This is a genomic window from Ruegeria sp. AP12, from assembly GCF_056540025.1.
Genome location: NZ_JBQFVZ010000001.1, coordinates 132,352 through 147,578, shown reverse-complemented (window position 1 = coordinate 147,578; position 15,227 = coordinate 132,352). Strand labels below are relative to the sequence as shown.

17 protein-coding genes are annotated in these 15,227 nt (G+C 61.8%); 1 reads left to right on the top strand and 16 read right to left on the bottom strand.

Going from position 1 to position 15,227, the window contains the following annotated elements; genetic code table 11:
• Positions 1 to 18: 18 nt before the first annotated feature.
• From tilS to ruvC, 12 genes are all read right to left on the bottom strand, one after another.
• The gene (tilS, locus tag ACR0E6_RS00715) at positions 19 to 1,278 is read right to left on the bottom strand and encodes a tRNA lysidine(34) synthetase TilS (RefSeq protein ID WP_480580225.1); all 1,260 of its coding nucleotides are present in this window, start codon (positions 1,276 to 1,278) and stop codon (positions 19 to 21) included.
• On the bottom strand, positions 1,269 to 2,093 hold the full coding sequence (gene ybgF, locus ACR0E6_RS00710; protein ID WP_170454289.1) for a tol-pal system protein YbgF: 825 nt from the start codon (positions 2,091 to 2,093) through the stop codon (positions 1,269 to 1,271). Before ybgF ends, tilS begins: the two co-directional genes overlap by 10 nt.
• A 4-nt stretch (positions 2,094 to 2,097) precedes the next feature.
• A complete protein-coding gene (gene pal / locus ACR0E6_RS00705; protein ID WP_170454291.1) occupies positions 2,098 to 2,607 on the bottom strand; it encodes a peptidoglycan-associated lipoprotein Pal in 510 nt (169 codons plus the stop codon).
• A gap of 84 nt (positions 2,608 to 2,691) precedes the next feature.
• Complete coding sequence (gene tolB, locus ACR0E6_RS00700) at positions 2,692 to 4,011, bottom strand: Tol-Pal system beta propeller repeat protein TolB (protein WP_170454293.1); 1,320 nt, start codon at positions 4,009 to 4,011, stop codon at positions 2,692 to 2,694.
• Positions 4,008 to 5,105: an energy transducer TonB family protein gene (locus ACR0E6_RS00695; protein WP_480580221.1), complete on the bottom strand. Its 1,098-nt coding sequence runs from the start codon at positions 5,103 to 5,105 to the stop codon at positions 4,008 to 4,010. The genes tolB and ACR0E6_RS00695 overlap by 4 nt, the downstream gene beginning before the upstream one ends.
• A gap of 15 nt (positions 5,106 to 5,120) precedes the next feature.
• A complete protein-coding gene (tolR, locus tag ACR0E6_RS00690) occupies positions 5,121 to 5,591 on the bottom strand; it encodes a protein TolR (protein ID WP_170520550.1) in 471 nt (156 codons plus the stop codon).
• A gap of 3 nt (positions 5,592 to 5,594) precedes the next feature.
• Positions 5,595 to 6,290 carry a protein TolQ gene (gene tolQ, locus ACR0E6_RS00685; RefSeq protein ID WP_480580218.1) on the bottom strand — a complete coding sequence of 232 codons (696 nt, stop codon included), beginning with the start codon at positions 6,288 to 6,290 and terminating at the stop codon, positions 5,595 to 5,597.
• A 110-nt stretch (positions 6,291 to 6,400) separates the two neighbouring features.
• Positions 6,401 to 6,784 carry a tol-pal system-associated acyl-CoA thioesterase gene (gene ybgC / locus ACR0E6_RS00680; protein WP_170454300.1) on the bottom strand — a complete coding sequence of 128 codons (384 nt, stop codon included), beginning with the start codon at positions 6,782 to 6,784 and terminating at the stop codon, positions 6,401 to 6,403.
• On the bottom strand, positions 6,781 to 7,404 hold the full coding sequence (locus ACR0E6_RS00675) for a hypothetical protein (protein WP_480580215.1): 624 nt from the start codon (positions 7,402 to 7,404) through the stop codon (positions 6,781 to 6,783). The genes ybgC and ACR0E6_RS00675 overlap by 4 nt, the downstream gene beginning before the upstream one ends.
• A 63-nt stretch (positions 7,405 to 7,467) precedes the next feature.
• On the bottom strand, positions 7,468 to 8,487 hold the full coding sequence (gene ruvB, locus ACR0E6_RS00670; protein ID WP_480580212.1) for a Holliday junction branch migration DNA helicase RuvB: 1,020 nt from the start codon (positions 8,485 to 8,487) through the stop codon (positions 7,468 to 7,470).
• A gap of 4 nt (positions 8,488 to 8,491) precedes the next feature.
• Positions 8,492 to 9,169 carry a Holliday junction branch migration protein RuvA gene (gene ruvA / locus ACR0E6_RS00665; RefSeq protein ID WP_480580209.1) on the bottom strand — a complete coding sequence of 226 codons (678 nt, stop codon included), beginning with the start codon at positions 9,167 to 9,169 and terminating at the stop codon, positions 8,492 to 8,494.
• Positions 9,166 to 9,663 (bottom strand): crossover junction endodeoxyribonuclease RuvC, encoded by a 498-nt coding sequence (ruvC, locus tag ACR0E6_RS00660; protein WP_170623761.1) that lies wholly within the window; start codon positions 9,661 to 9,663, stop codon positions 9,166 to 9,168. The genes ruvA and ruvC overlap by 4 nt, the downstream gene beginning before the upstream one ends.
• 333 nt (positions 9,664 to 9,996) lie before the next feature.
• Here ruvC and ACR0E6_RS00655 point away from each other — a divergent pair, with 333 nt between their 5' ends.
• On the top strand, positions 9,997 to 10,212 hold the full coding sequence (locus ACR0E6_RS00655) for a DUF1127 domain-containing protein (protein WP_170520539.1): 216 nt from the start codon (positions 9,997 to 9,999) through the stop codon (positions 10,210 to 10,212).
• A gap of 100 nt (positions 10,213 to 10,312) precedes the next feature.
• On the opposite strand, the gene ACR0E6_RS00650 is transcribed toward ACR0E6_RS00655, so the two are convergent.
• From ACR0E6_RS00650 to ACR0E6_RS00635, 4 genes are all read right to left on the bottom strand, one after another.
• Positions 10,313 to 10,657, bottom strand: a complete 345-nt coding sequence (locus ACR0E6_RS00650; protein ID WP_170454312.1) for a hypothetical protein — start codon at positions 10,655 to 10,657, stop codon at positions 10,313 to 10,315.
• A 107-nt stretch (positions 10,658 to 10,764) separates the two neighbouring features.
• Positions 10,765 to 11,637 (bottom strand): 50S ribosomal protein L11 methyltransferase, encoded by an 873-nt coding sequence (locus ACR0E6_RS00645; protein ID WP_480580205.1) that lies wholly within the window; start codon positions 11,635 to 11,637, stop codon positions 10,765 to 10,767.
• Between the two features lie 66 nt (positions 11,638 to 11,703).
• Positions 11,704 to 12,936 (bottom strand): MFS transporter, encoded by a 1,233-nt coding sequence (locus ACR0E6_RS00640; protein ID WP_170454316.1) that lies wholly within the window; start codon positions 12,934 to 12,936, stop codon positions 11,704 to 11,706.
• 73 nt (positions 12,937 to 13,009) lie between these two features.
• The gene (locus tag ACR0E6_RS00635) at positions 13,010 to 15,205 is read right to left on the bottom strand and encodes a primosomal protein N' (RefSeq protein WP_480580202.1); all 2,196 of its coding nucleotides are present in this window, start codon (positions 15,203 to 15,205) and stop codon (positions 13,010 to 13,012) included.
• Between the last annotated feature and the right edge of the window lie 22 nt (positions 15,206 to 15,227).

The following is a 15,227-nucleotide window of genomic DNA, read 5'->3' as shown; positions in this document are numbered from 1 at the left end:
GAGAGGATTGTGGCAGGTTCAATGCGATAAAAACGAAGCGTAGAGCTCGGGCCGGTTCGGCGCGGGCTCTGCGGTCCACCCATTCGGGAAACCTGCCAGAGGTGCCGCGCACAGGTCATCCCCGCGCCAGACCGCTGGCGAGGACTGCAACGCAAGGCGCGGGCGACCGGTCGCGCGCCAATCCGGCAGCAACGCCAGACCGACCTCACCTAATGCGCGAATTTCTACGCCTTGGGGTGCAGGACCGGTCAGGACCCAGCGACCGTCCCAACTGTCCGACGGGGTTGATGAGAGGTTGCAGACGGCCTGAAACTCTCTGCAAATCCAAGTATTCCCGCCCCTTGGCACCAGCAGGCAGCCGTTCAACGACCCGGCCTGCCCGCTTTGCAGGGCATCAATGGCCTGATCCACGGCCGTTTGGCGCGGTGGGTAACCGGGTCCGGAAATCCAGGCGACTATGCCAATCAATACGCGCCGCTGGATTTCAGCGGGCAGCGCGGCAAACGCCGACCGATCAAGACACACGTCCCCGTCCACAACTGTGGTGGTCTTGCGTGCGGAATCCTGCGCATAAAGCGCCAGTGCCTCACGCGCTTGTGCAAGATTTTTTGCCACACGCGAAAGGGATTCTGCAGTTACGCCCAAAGGTTCTAGCCCGGCCAAAGCCTCGCGCGCCTTGATCCGGTCGAACCTTTTGTCCTGATTCGATGGGTCCTCGACCCATGTGACGCCCGTTTGGGTCAGGTGGTCACGCAGGCGTTGACGCGTGATCCCCAGCATGGGCCGGATCATTTCGATGGCGTCCCGATGATGCGAGACGGGCATCGCTGCCAAACCGGTGACACCAGCGGCGCGACCCAGTCGCATCAGCACCGTTTCCGCCTGATCATCCGCCGTGTGACCCAAGGCAATCATCGGAATCTCATTCTGCCGCGCCCAGTCCGTCAGCAGGGCATAGCGCGCCTGACGCGCCTGATCCTGCAGATTGCCCTTGCCGTCCCAACCTTGCCATTTCAGAACGTCGTGTCGAAGGCCAAGTTCAGCCGCCTGCCCTGCAACCAGCCGGGCCTCCTGCGCGGCTTCTGGGCGCAGGCCGTGATCCACTGTTGCGATGCGTAGGTTAACACCGTCGTTCGCCGCAATCTCAGCCAGCAGATGCATCAACGCCACCGAGTCACCCCCGCCCGAGACGGCAATGCCCAGCCGTTGCGGCAACCGTTCAGGCAGCCGCGCGCGAATCTCGGATGTCAGGCTGGTGGGGGTCTTGTTCAAGAACACCCCAAGGTGGCCATTTCCTGCGTGGCGCTTGCCGCCGGGCCAGAGGAGGGGAAGCGCACTCCGACCTCGCTGAGTGTTATGCAAGCCTGTTCGGTCTGGCCCAAACGGCCAAGCGCCGCGCCAAGTTCGAACAGAGCATCGGGCGCAACGGCCCCCTCGGAATCCCCGGTGAAGCTGGCCAGAAACGCCCGCGCCGCCTCGCGCGTGTCACCTAGACCTTCAAGCGCCTGTCCACGTTTTAGATGCGCTTCGGGGGCCAAAGGACTACCGGGGTACGAGGTATCAAACTGTGCAAACATCGTCGCGGCGGTCTGGAAATCGCCATCGGCCAGCGCTTGCGAGGCATCGTCGAAATCGGCCCGCTCACCCACCGCCAGTTCACCTTGGTCCGAGGTACTGGGCTGCGTGGGCGCAGGGGTGATCGCGGCGGTCGTCTCAGTTTCTCCGCCCAGCGTTGACGTCTCTCCCAAAGTGGACAGATCGCCACCTTCCAGTTCGACCAATCGGAACTCAAGATCCCCGATCCGGTTGGTTCCATCGGTCACGATATTCTGCACCCGCTGGTTCAACTGCTCGGTCTGGCGTGTCAGCCGCTGCAACTCGGCCTCAATCGCGTCTACGCGCTCAAGGACCGAACTGCCGGACAGGTTTGGCGCGGGCGAGCCGGTGGTCGAAAACTCGCGCTTCAGGCGCTGTATTTCCACATGCAGCACCGTCAGTTCCTGCCGGATATCCGCCAGCGTCTGCTGATCCTGCGCTTGTGCCACGCCCGCCGTTGCAACAACTGCGGCCAAAACCCATCCTGCAAGTCTCATCGTCTTACCCCAAGGTTGAACCGGTCAGCACCGTCACCGCGCGGCGGTTTTTGGAATAGCAATCCTCGGTGCTGCAAATCTCGATCGGGCGTTCTTTGCCGTAGCTGACAGTGGTCAGACGGTTGCCCGCCACCCCGCGCGAAATCAGAAACTCGCGCGCTGCATTCGCGCGCCGTGCGCCCAGTGCCAGGTTGTATTCGCGCGTTCCCTGCTCGTCCGCGTGCCCTTCGATTGTGGCCACGTAGTCCGGGTTGGCCAGCAGCCAATCCGCCTGCCCTTGCAGTACCGTTTGCGCCTGTGGCGACAGGGTCGACTGATCCACCGCAAACAACACCCGATCCCCAACCGTCTGCTGGAAATACGCGGGTGAGCGTGGATCACTTGGCGAACCCGGTACAAGCGCGCCACCAGCACCGCCCGAGCCGAAGCCCCCCAAATCCGAAGGATCATTGCTGGTGCAGGCCGCAACAACGCTCAGCGCGCCCACGGCCAGGATTTTGCCCAATACGTTCATCTCATGTGCCTCGTCGTTTTGTTTATTGCCGCCTGTCTATCACAGAGACGGTTTCTTGTGAACTTTGCCGCGCTTTTGCGGTGATCAATTTTGCAACGGTCCCCAGGACGGGTCGCTGCCCCCGTCCGGCGTGCGCACCGGGCGCAGGTTTCGACCTGATATATCCACCGAATACAGTGTCGCCCGACCGCTGGCACCCTGCGTTTCGCGGGTAAACATGATGACGCGCCCGTTCGGCGACCATGTTGGCCCTTCATCCAGGAAGGAAGAGGTCAATAGCCGTTCCTCATCTCCATTGGTGCGCATCACACCGATATGGAACCGGCCTTTGTTTTGCTTGGTGAACGCAATCAGGTCACCGCGCGGAGACCAGACGGGCGTGCCATAGCGGCCCTGACCAAAGCTGATCCGCGTCGCCTCACCGCCATTAGCGGGCATGACATACAGCTGAGGCGTGCCCGAACGGTCGCTTTCAAAAACGATCTGGCTGCCGTCCGGCGAATAACTGGGGGCAGTTTCAATGGCAGGTGTGTTGGTCAGGCGTGTGCTTTGGCCCGAGGCCAGATCCATTTTCCACAAGTCAGTATTCCCGCCTTGGATCAGCGAATAGACAATCGACCGCCCATCCGGCGAGAAGCGGGGCGAGAAGCTCATGGTGCCGCCCTGCGTGTTCAACTCCTGCCGCCGAACGCTGCCCACGTCCAGCACGTAAATGCGCGGGCTGCCGGTTTCGTAACTGGTATAAAGCAGCCGGTCCCCGGTCGGCGAAAAGCGCGGGGCGAGAACGATGGCGGAACTGTCGGTCAGGTACTGAACATTCGCCCCGTCGTAATCCATGATCGCCAACCGCTTGAGGCGCTGATCCTTGGGGCCGCTTTCCGACACAAACGCAACACGGCTGTCGAAATACCCGCCCTCGCCGGTAATCCGGCTGTAGACCTGATCGGCCACCTTATGCGCCATCCGCCGCCACCCGTCGGTGGTTCCGGCCAGTTGCAGACCGTTGCCCAACTCCTGCCCCGAGAACACATCCCACACCCGGAACCGGACCGTCAGACGCTTGCCCGAGACATTCACCGCCCCGGTCACCAGCGCCTGCGCGTTGATCGCTTTCCAGTCCACGAACTGGACCGGCGCATCAAAGCTGCTGACACGGCTGATGAACGCGTCCGAAGAGATTTCACGGAACAGCCCCGTTCCAGTCAGATCAGCCGCGACGACCCGCGAAATATCAATTGCATATTGCGACGCCGAAGGCCCGTCGGGCACGAAATTCGGAACCGCAAAGGGCAAGGGTTCGATGATCCCTTCGTCAATTTCCAGACGCAACGGCCCGCTTTGCGCGTATACCGGGGCCGACATCAGGGTCAGACCAAGGAAGAGGCTGGTCAGAAGTTTCATCATTTGATCCGCATCCTCTCGGGATTGAATGTAATCTCAATATCCTGCCACTGATCGTATTTGTCAGCAGGCAGATCGTATCCACGCGCGCCACAGCGCAAAATTGCACGCCTTGCCGCCTGATAAGCCTGATTTTCAGCACCCGCAGACCCGCCAGAGCTGTCCAGCAGCCGAACGCTGCCCCCAATAACCGTTCCATCAGGGTTGAGCGAAAAGCCGACGACCACAACCACATTCAGCGCGTCGGTCGACAACGACCCGACATTCCAGCACTGGGACACCGCCACGCGCATGGCGTCTTTCTCGCCACTGGTCAGCGGCGGGCCGGACGGTTCGCTGCCTCCGCCCAAGGCTTCGGCCAAGGCGTCATTGATGGCATCGTCATTGGTTTGCGCCGGCGCTTCCGGCTCGGGATTCGGGGTTTCGGCCACCTCTGGCTCCGGCGCAGGTGCCGGGCGGTTGGGACGCACACGTGGACGCGGCGAGGTCAGCGGCGATTGCTCCTCGGTTTCCTCGGCCTCTGTCACGATCTCGGGCGCGGCCTCTTCTGGGGCGGTCTGATCCTGCTGTTCCTGCTGCGTCTCGGCGCCCTCGTCTAAGGGCACAGGCGGCGTTTCCACCTCGTCCGGCTTGGCTTCGGGCGGCGGTGGCGCGATGGCTTCGGGCGCGACCCGCTCGGACGGGCTGGGTTGCGCCTCGGGGCCCGGCGGCAGGGGCAAGGCTGCTGTTTCCGGTTCCGTCAGAGTCGGAGGTTCTTCCGGCAACTCGGGTTCTGGTGGTATTTCAACCGTTTCCGGGATCGTCTCAGGTTCCGGTTCTGGCGGGGCCACGGGTCCGGGGCGCGGCTGTTCTTCCGGCGTTGCCTCGGGCGTGCTGGCCTCAATCTCGGGCTCCGGAGGTTGTTCCAGGGTGCCGGGCTGTTCCGGCACCTCGGGCGCGTCCGTCTGCGCCTGAAGCGCCGCAAACTGCTCAGACGAAATCACGGAAACATCCTGCACAGCCATCGGCAACGGCTCGGACCGGAAGGTGCCGCCGAACAAGGCCCAGCCGATCAGGCCGACATGCGCAATCGCCGAGATTTTGGTGCCGGTATCCACCGCGCAACCCCACCTTTACCCATCGTCCAGCGTCGGCCCGCCGGTATCCGTCACCAGACCCACATTCGAAAACCCGCCCGCATTCAGCGCGCCCATAACCTGCATGACCTGCGCGTAGGGGATCGCCCCGTCTGCCCGCAGGAATACGCGGTCGCTGCTGCGTTCCGCCGCGATGGCGCGCAACCGTCCGACCAGTTCTTCCCGCAACACATCCGTGGTCTGGATCTGAACGCGCCCATCGGCTGTCAGGGTGACGGTCAGCGGCTCTTCACTGTCGCCCGGCAATGCACTTGCGGCGGTTTTGGGCAGATCAACCGGCACACCGACCGTCAGCAACGGCGCCGCCACCATGAAGATGATCAGCAAAACCAGCATGACATCGACAAAAGGCGTCACGTTAATCTCGGCCATAGGCTGCGCGCGCCCACGCCGCCGTCCGCGTCGGCGCCCGTTCCCGCCCGCAGGTTGCTGAACCGCCGCCCCCATGTCTCAGCTATCCAACTGACGCGACAGGATCGTCGCGAATTCATCGGCAAAGGCTTCGTAACCGCCTACAATCCGGTCACTATCCGCGCTCAGCTTGTTGTAGAAAATCACCGCCGGGATCGCAGCCAGAAGGCCCAAACCAGTGGCCAACAGCGCCTCGGCAATCCCCGGAGCAACCACGGCGAGGTTGGTGTTCTGCTGCTCGGCAATCTCGATAAAGGCATTCATAATGCCCCAAACGGTTCCGAACAGGCCGATAAACGGAGCGGTCGAACCGACGGTGGCCAGAATGGGCAAGCCTTTTTGCAAGGTCTCAGCCTCTTTCGCGATGGCCACATCCATCGACCGATCAATCCGCGCCGTCGCCCCGGCAATCAGCCCGCCATCGGTACGATGCGACCTGCGCCATTCGATCATGCCAGCGGCAAAAATCTTTTCCGAACTGCCACCGGGCTGCGTGCCGATCTGTTCGAACAGCTCGTCCAGAGGGTTCCCGGACCAGAAGCTTTCATCAAACACCTGCGCCTCGCGTCGAGCGGCCCGGTAGTTGATCAGTTTCTGAATGATGATCGCCCAGGACCAGATGGACGCCCCAACCAGCATCAACATCACCAGTTTGACGATAAAGGTCGCGCGGGCATACAGCCCCCACATGGAGAAGTCGATCTCCTGCGCCAGCGCCAGCGTTTCAGCTTCCATGAACCTGCTCTTTGTTTTTGCCTGACGGCCGTTCGTTTGGCCTTGTTTTGCCAAACGCTAACGCAGTTGGGGCTGAAAAGCCAACAGAACCACCCTTGCCCTACAAATTGTTACATCAATGCGCGAATCTCTGCCGGAAGGCGGATCGGCTTGCCGTCCTTGTTGATGCACACAGCGGTGACCGAGGCGCGGAATATCTCGGTCTCACCCCGCCGCACAAGCTGCGCCATGGTCAGGCGCACGCCCGATATGTCGGTCACTTCGGTTTCGACAATCAACTCGTCATCAAACTTCGCAGGCGAAAGGTAATCGGCCTCGACCCGGCGCACGACCCAGACAATGCCTTCCTCGCGCATGGCGTTCTGGTCGTTGCCAAGATTGCGTACCCAATCCGAACGCGCGCGCTCGATAAACCGCAGGTAATTCGCGTGATAGACGACGCCGCCCATGTCGGTGTCTTCATAAAAAACGCGCACCGGGTAGATGTGTTTCATTGCGACGGCTCCAACCGGGCAAACAGCCTGAGCGCATGTGACACATCCTGCGCCGCCCCCGGCAAAACAGGATCATAAGCAGCCCGGATCAGCCCGGCAATGTCAGGCCGCAGGATCGTCGCCCCGCCCGCCACAGCCAAGGGCGACTGCGCGCGAAACGCGGTGTCGGACCACAACAAGATGGTCTGCACCACCTGACTCAGCGCAAGGGTTTCCGCGGGCACCTTGGACAATTCCTTGTCCATTCGCAGGAACACAAAGGCCGCCCGGATCGCGCCATCCTCTTCAAACCTGAAAATCCGGTATTGATTGGCATCCACTGCCAACAATCGCTCGACCAAAGGGCTAAGGTCGGGAACAAGACGATCCAGATCCGGCACCTCCAGCAGTTCCTGCCAATCGCGAAAGAAGAACACCATGCAGTTGGCACCCAATTCAGGGTCGGTCTCGGCCATCTTGTGCCCGGCCAGCGTCACGACCGCCTCGAACGCGCCTTTGACAGTCGCCAGCGTCTCGTCCTCGACACCAAAGACAATCGGCACGATGGGCCGCCCCCAACGCGCAAACAGGAACTCACCGCTTTCACGCGTAAACAGTGCCTCAATCTGATCGGGTGTCACGCCAGGCCCTTCATCTTTTCAAAAATACTCCCGCCGGAGGCATAAAATCTAAAGGCAAGCACTTCAACCAAACAGATCGTTCTGACCCCGTGGCGCGGCCATACCCAAATGCGTCCAGGCCTTCTGCGCCAACATCCGCCCGCGTGGCGTGCGCTGGATCAGACCCTGCTGCAACAGATAGGGCTCGATCACCTCTTCCAGCGAATCCCGACTTTCCGACAAAGCCGCTGACATTGTCTCAATCCCCACTGGCCCACCGCCGTAATTCTCGGCGATCAGCTTCAGATACCGCCGGTCCGCACCGTCCAGCCCCAGATGATCCACGCCCAGCCGCGTCAAGGCCCCGTCAGCCAGTTCGCGGGTAATGCGCCCGTCGCCTTCAACAATGGCAAAATCCACCACCCGCCGCAGCAACCGCCCCGCGATCCGAGGCGTCCCACGTGATCGCCGCGCAATTTCGCGCGCGCCATCATCATCAGCGGGCGCGCCCAGCTTGCGGGCGTTTCGCGTGACGATCTCGTGCAACTCATCCACCGTATAGAACTGCAACCGCGTCGGGATTCCGAACCGGTCCCGCAGTGGCGTCGTAAGCAGCCCCATCCTGGTGGTCGCCCCCACCAACGTAAACGGCTGCAACTCGATCCGAACCGTCCGCGCAGCGGGGCCTTCGCCGATCACCAGATCCAGCTCAAAATCCTCCATCGCGGGATAGAGCACCTCTTCCACCGCCGGGTTCAGGCGGTGAATCTCATCGATAAACAGCACATCGCGCGCTTCGAGATTGGTCAGGATCGCCGCCAGATCGCCCGCCTTGGCCAAAACCGGGCCGGATGTCATGCGAAAATTCACCCCCAACTCGCGCGCCATGATCTGCGCCAGAGTCGTTTTCCCAAGCCCCGGAGGGCCATGGAACAGCGTGTGATCCATCGCCTCGCCGCGTTGTTTGGCCGATTGGATGAAAATGCGCAGGTTGGCCCGCGCCTCTGCCTGACCAATGAACTCATCCAGACCCTGCGGGCGCAGGGCGCGGTCGTTATCCTCGGGCAACGGATCGGGGCGTAGGGTGGGATCAGCGTCTACCATTCACTCACCCTTTCGGTGCCAGCAGTTTCAGCGCAGCGCGGATTAGGTCCGCCTCACCCGCCTCCGGCAGGTTGGCCGCCGCCTCTGCCACGGCCGAGGCCGCCTCGGACGGGCCGTATCCAAGATTGGACAGCGCAGACAAAGCGCCCGCCGAAGCCGCCGCCGAGCCCGAGGCCGCTTTTGCCGCCCGCCTTGGTGCAGGCGCAGGTTCGGACCGCTCAACCACGTCCAGCGCGGGACCATCCAAAGCCTCGGTCACAGTGCCGCCCATGGCCATCACACCCGGCGCCTTGTCTTTCAGGTCCAACACGATCCGCTGCGCCGTTTTAGGGCCCACGCCCTTGGCCGCCTTGACGGCAGCCCAATCACCCAGCGCAATCGCACGGCTCACGCCATCCGGCCCCAACGCCGACAGAATGGCCAGCGAGACCTTAGCCCCCACACCCTGAACCGAGCAAAGCAGCCGATGCCACTCCTTCTCGACCAGCGACAGGAATCCGTAAAGCTGCATCAGATCTTCGCGCACGACCATGTCGGTATAGATCGAGACCGCCTCGCCTACGCCGGGCAACGCCGCCATTGTCCGGTCCGAGCAATAGACGATGTACCCAACCCCGCGCACGTCGATCAGAATGTGATCCGCCGCGCGATAGTCCAAACGCCCCGTCAGCTTTCCGATCATGCCCGTACCTCTTTCACCCGCGATTGCTGCGTCTTGCCGTAATACGCATGACAGATCGCAATCGCCAGCGCATCCGCCGCGTCCGCGCCTTTCGGCGCACAGCCGGGCAGCTGCAGTTTGACCATGTGAAGAACCTGTTCTTTCTCGGCATGGCCGACGCCGACCACGGTCTTTTTGACCCGGTTGGGTGCATATTCCCCCACCGGCAGACCGGCCTGCGCCAGTGTCAGCAGGGCAACCCCTCGCGCCTGACCCAGTTTCAGGGTCCCTGCCCCGTCCTTGTTCACGAATGTCTGTTCGATTGCGGCCTGATCCGGCTGATGATCCGCGATAACCTCGACAATCTGATTGTGCAGGGACAGCAGCCGTTCACCCAGATCATCCCCATCCGACTTACACAAGCCATTGGCAACGTGGCTCAGGCGGCTGCCATTTGATTCGATGACGCCCCATCCCAGGGTTCTCAGCCCCGGATCAATGCCCAGAATTCGCATGTTGTGCCTCGGCCTGCTCGGGTTATGTGATGTTTTTTCAACGCCTAGCACGAAGCGTGAACATTTTCCAAGCGAATTGACCGGAAGTCTGAAAGCGACACCAGTATCCCACCCGCGACCCAAAGGTGTATTTGCGACCTGAAACGGGTCTGAAAGCGGCACCCGGATGAAGGTAAATTCACCAAATATTTAAGGGGATTACAGCCTCGTGAAGCCTTGCAAAAAATGCATAGGACACATGCAAAAAATGATCTTGTGAAGGTTATATGACAACACTAGATGCCGCTCAGATCGACTGATCAAACGTAAACACAAACCAGAAGGAAACAGGATATGGCTGCACTGGACACCACCCGCATCGCCACCACTGGCTCGTTCGGCCTCGCTGGCCGTATCGGCGCGTTTTTCGTATCGGCGTTCAACGTCGCTGCAGAATGGAACGACGCCCGCGCAACCCGCAAGGCGCTGGCTGGCCTGACGGATCGTGAACTGAGCGATATCGGCCTGTGCCGTGGCGATATCGACGACATCATCCAGCGTCGTCGCTAAAAGCGGCGACCGCGTATAGGCCCCTTCCTCCTCCCTGAGGGGCAAAAAAGAACACCGCGTGCCATTCAGCATGCGGTGTTTTTTTCTTCAGGAGGTTCGTTTAGTAGAGAATTTTGTTCAGTTGGACCGCGAGAGTCTCGGACAGAGGGTCAATCTGCATGACCCAGGCACCCGCTTTCTCGACCGAGGTTCCTTCGTTCAGGCTGTCGATCCGGAACTGGTACCCCGTTGGTCCGAGGCTGGAGAGCAGGAACGCCTTGAACCCGAAGAACCCGAGCAGACAGAACAGCAGCACCTTTGCGGGCACCGCAGATCGGACCCGCTGTGGTTTCATGACAACCAGGCCGTCTTTGCGCATCGTGGCGCGGTAGCCCCGGCTCATCTTTTGATGTTTCTTGTTCAGGCGATGAACGCGCTGATCGAAATCCAGTTGCTTTACCGTCATGGCAGCCTCCTCAAAACCGCCCCCCTCGACTTGATTGGAAAACGGTAAGTAGAGATTGCGACAAAAGCGTGGCGAAAATCCACAAAACTCCTGTAAATGGCCTAAATTCAGCCCTGTTTGCTTAAGATTAGCGTCGTCCATTCACCAATCTCGGCTCGATTTGCCAGATTAAATCCATTTTGGGAATAAACGGTTACAACATCATCGGCCTGCTCATTCAGGATTCCCGACAGAATGGCATAGCCTTCGGGCCGCAGATTCGCGGCGATTTCCGGAGACAGGGCCACCAGCGGACCTTTGAGGATATTGGCGAAGATCAGGTCGTAAGGTGCCAGGGCCTGCAACTCGGAATGGTCAAATCCCGCCGCCTCGACACAGCGCACGGCACCGGACATGCCATTGGCGGTCAGGTTTGCTTCGGCTACATCGACGGCAACCTGATCGATGTCGCTGGCGATGATGTCGCCATCCCAAACGCGCGCGGCGGCCATGGCCAGAACGGCGGTTCCGCAGCCGATATCGGCCACTTTCGAGGCGGTGAAGCCTTGATCCAGCAAATGATCCAACGCTTTCAGACAGCCCAGAGTCGTGCCGTGATGTCCGGTGCCAAAGGCCATCGCCGCCTCGATCAGCAGCGGAATGCGGCCTTCGGGCAGTTTGTCGGCATCATGGCTGCCATAGACGAAAAACCGCCCCGCCTCGACCGGGGCCAGTTCACGGCGCACATGGGCGACCCAATCGGTTTCGGGCAGTTCCGAGACGACAAAGGGCTTGGCGTCAAACGCAGCCGCAAGCACGGCCAGCGCGGTCTCATCCGGCGCTTCGGTGAAATAGCCGCCAACCTCCCACAGGCCCGAGCCGTCTTCGACCTCGAACACGCCGACACCGGTTGGTTCCGGGTCCAGACGCTCCATCGCTTCGCCCAGACCTTCGGCGGCGGTCTTGCCGGTCACAGTGGTAAGCGCGGTGAATGTGGGCATGGGGGCCTCCTGTCTCAGTTGAAACAGCGCCTATGGCGCGGGCCCGCCAAGGTCAAGCACTGGTGCTTATTCAGCGGGGGCCGGGGCGTATTTCGCCAGGATTGTTTCATTGCCCGGTTCCGGGTGGCGCGGGATCAGCAGCGACAGCGCCAACGAGATCAGCGCCATCGCCGCGGCCAGCCCGAACACCGCACCGGGTGAGACGACCCACAGCAAGCCCAGAAGCGCAGGCAGGAACACCGCCGCAATGTGGTTGATGGTAAAGGCCACCGCCGCCGTGGGCGCGATATCCGCCGGGTCGGCGATTTTCTGGAAATAGGTTTTCAGGGCCAGCGCCAGCGCAAACAGCACATGGTCGATCACATAGAGGATCGCCGCCAGCAGCACGCCCCAGCCGAACCAGTAGATGCCGCCATAGGCTGCAAACACAATCGCCAGTCCGGCATATTCGAAAATCAGCGTGCGGCGTTCGCCGAACCTGGCCACCGCCTTGCCCAGCAGCGGCGCGGCCATCATATTGATCATCAGGTTGATCAGATACAGGCTGGTCAGTTCGTGCACTTCGAACCCGAATTTCTCGACCATCATGAAGCCCGCGAACACGACAAAGATCTGCCGCCGCGCGCCAGCCATGAATTGCAGCGCGTAGTACAGCCAGTAGCGGCGACGCAGTATGATCTTTTTGGTCTGCGGCGTCGGCGCGTCGAATTGCGGATAGGCAATCAGGCTGAACAGCGCCAGCAGGACAGTCACGCCGCCCGCCGCCATGAAGACGAAGTTATAGGACAGATCGAACCGGTCCCAGGTCAGCACGATCAGCCCATAGACCACCATCGTCGCTGCCGAGCCCATCGCCACCAGCCAGCCCAGCACCTGCGGTGCGCGGTCCTTGGGCAGCCATTGCAGTTGCAGCGACTGATTGACCGTCTCGTAATAGTGAAACCCGATCGAGCTGAACAGCGTCACGAACAGCAGCCCGCCAAGGCTGGGAAACCACGCCGTGACAGCCGTCGCCACGCCCAGCATGATCAGCGAGATCATCGCCAGAACCTGCTCTCGGATAAAGATGATCACCGCGATGACGCCGACCGCCAGAAAGCCGGGGATCTCGCGCACCGTATGCAGCAGGCCGATATCCGCGCCGTCGAAATTCGCCACCTCGATAACGAAGTTGTTCAGCAGCGCGCTCCACCCGTTGAAGGCAATCGGCATGGTCATCGCCATCACGAACAACAGCGTGATGGGGCGACGCCAGAACGGCAGGCTTTGCGCCTCGGATAGCGGCATGGGTTTCAGCATGAGACCCCTCTACGCCCATTTTCGCAGCTTGGCGAGGGGTATGCTGCACAGCCGCCCTGCGCAGATGCAGAGGTCAGTAGAAACTCTGCGGATCGATATCCACGGTCAGGCGAATATCGCCTTTCAGACGCAAAGGCGCGATCCAGCGGGCGATGGCGTCCTGAATAGGAGCACCCTTGGGGGCCTTGACCAGCAAACGCACGCGGTGGCGGCCCCGAATACGCGCAATCGGCGCAGGCGCGGGGCCAAACACCTGCGCGCCGATCTGGCGCAAAGGCGCATCGTTGCGGGCCATGGCGTTGCCGATGTCGAAAACCGGCCCAACTTCGGGCCCCGACAGGACGATCCCCGCCATGCGCCCGTAAGGAGGCACCCCGGCGGCCTGCCGCCCGGCGGCCTCGGCCTTCCAGAACCCCTCTTCATCCCCCGATAAGATCGCCCGGATCACCGGATGTTCCGGCTGAAAGGTCTGCAACAGCGCCTGCCCCGGCTTGTCCGCCCGCCCTGCGCGCCCGGCCACCTGCCGCATCAACTGGAACGTCCGCTCCGCCGCCCGCAGATCGGCGCCATGCAGGCTGAGGTCGGCGTCAATCACGCCCACCAGCGTCAGCTTGGGGAAATTGTGCCCCTTGGCCACCAGTTGCGTGCCGATGACGATATCCGCATCCCCCTCGGCAATTTCTTCGATCTTGGCCTTCAGCGCCCGGGCCGAGCCGAACAAGTCGGAACTGAGCATCGCAATCTTCGCCTCGGGGAATGTCGCTTCGGCCTCTTCCGCCAGCCTCTCGATCCCCGGCCCTACCGGGGCAAGCTTACCCTCGACCCCGCAGGACGGGCAGGTCTCGGGCATCGGCTTGGTTTCACCACATTGGTGGCACATCAGGCGTTTCAGGAACCGATGCTCGACCATCCGCGCGTCGCAATGGTCGCAGGCGATCTGTTCCCCACAGGCCCGGCACAGCGTCACGGGGGCATAGCCGCGACGGTTGATGAACAGCAACGACTGTTCGCCCCTCTCGATCCGCTGCCGCACCGCCTGCCGCAGCGACGGAGAAATCCACGTCCCCGGCTGCATCTGCTCGGCCCGCATTTCGAGGGGCTTCATCTCGGGCAGAACCGCCGCTCCGAACCGAGAGGTCAGGTCGAGCCGATCATATTTCCCCGCCTCGGCATTGGCCCAGCTTTCCAGCGACGGCGTCGCGCTGGCAAGAATCACCCGCGCGCCACAGATGGCCGACCGCAAAACCGCCATGTCACGGGCGCTGTAATGCACGCCGTCTTCCTGTTTGTACGAGGTGTCGTGTTCCTCATCGACAACGACCAGCCCCAGATTGCGGAACGGCAGAAACAAAGCTGAGCGCGCGCCTACCACCAGTTGCGCATCCCCCTGCCCGACCATGCGCCAGACCCGGCGACGCTCGGTCATCGTCGCGCCCGAATGCCATTCCGCCGGACGGGCACCAAACCGCGCCTCAACCCGGGTCAGGAACTCGGCGGTAAGAGCGATCTCAGGCAACAAGACCAACGCCTGCCGCCCCTGCCGCAGCGCCTCGGCCACGGCCTCAAGATAGACCTCGGTCTTGCCAGACCCCGTCACGCCTTTCAGCAGCGTGGTGCCATAATCCCCGGTCCGCTGCCCGGCCTGCAACCGCGCCACGGCTGCGGCCTGATCCTCGCTCAGGTCTTTGCCGGGCAAATCCGGGTCCAGATGCGGATAGGGCAGATCGCGGGGGCTGTCCTCTTCGCGCACCGCGCCCTGCTTGACCAACCCTTTGACAACAGACGAGGTCACACCCGCCTGCTCGGCCAGTTCCTTCAGCGTGAACGCCAGCCCGCCATAATCGCGCAACACCTCCAGCACCCGCGTCCGGGCATCGGTCATCCGGTCCGGTTCACGGTCGCCCAGCCGGTAAATCTTGCGCATCGATGGCGGATCACCCAACCCCGGCGCGCGCGTCGCCAGACGCAGCATCGCGGGCATGGGTGTCAACGTGTAATCGGCCACCTTGCCCAGAAACAGACGCATCTCTTCCCGCATTGGCGCAACGTCCAGAACGCGGATCACCGACCGCGCCTTGGCAAGGTCAAAACCACCCTGCCCCGGCCCCCAAACCACGCCCAACACCTTGCGCGGCCCCAGCGGCACCTCGACAAACGCGCCCAGAAAGCACCCACCCTCGGGCGCCTTGTAATCCAGCGTCCGGTCCAGCGGCTGCGTTGTCAGCACCGCTACCAGCTCTCCTTCGTCGAAAAATCCGTTAGCGCTCACGGCATATCCTATGCAGGGGGTT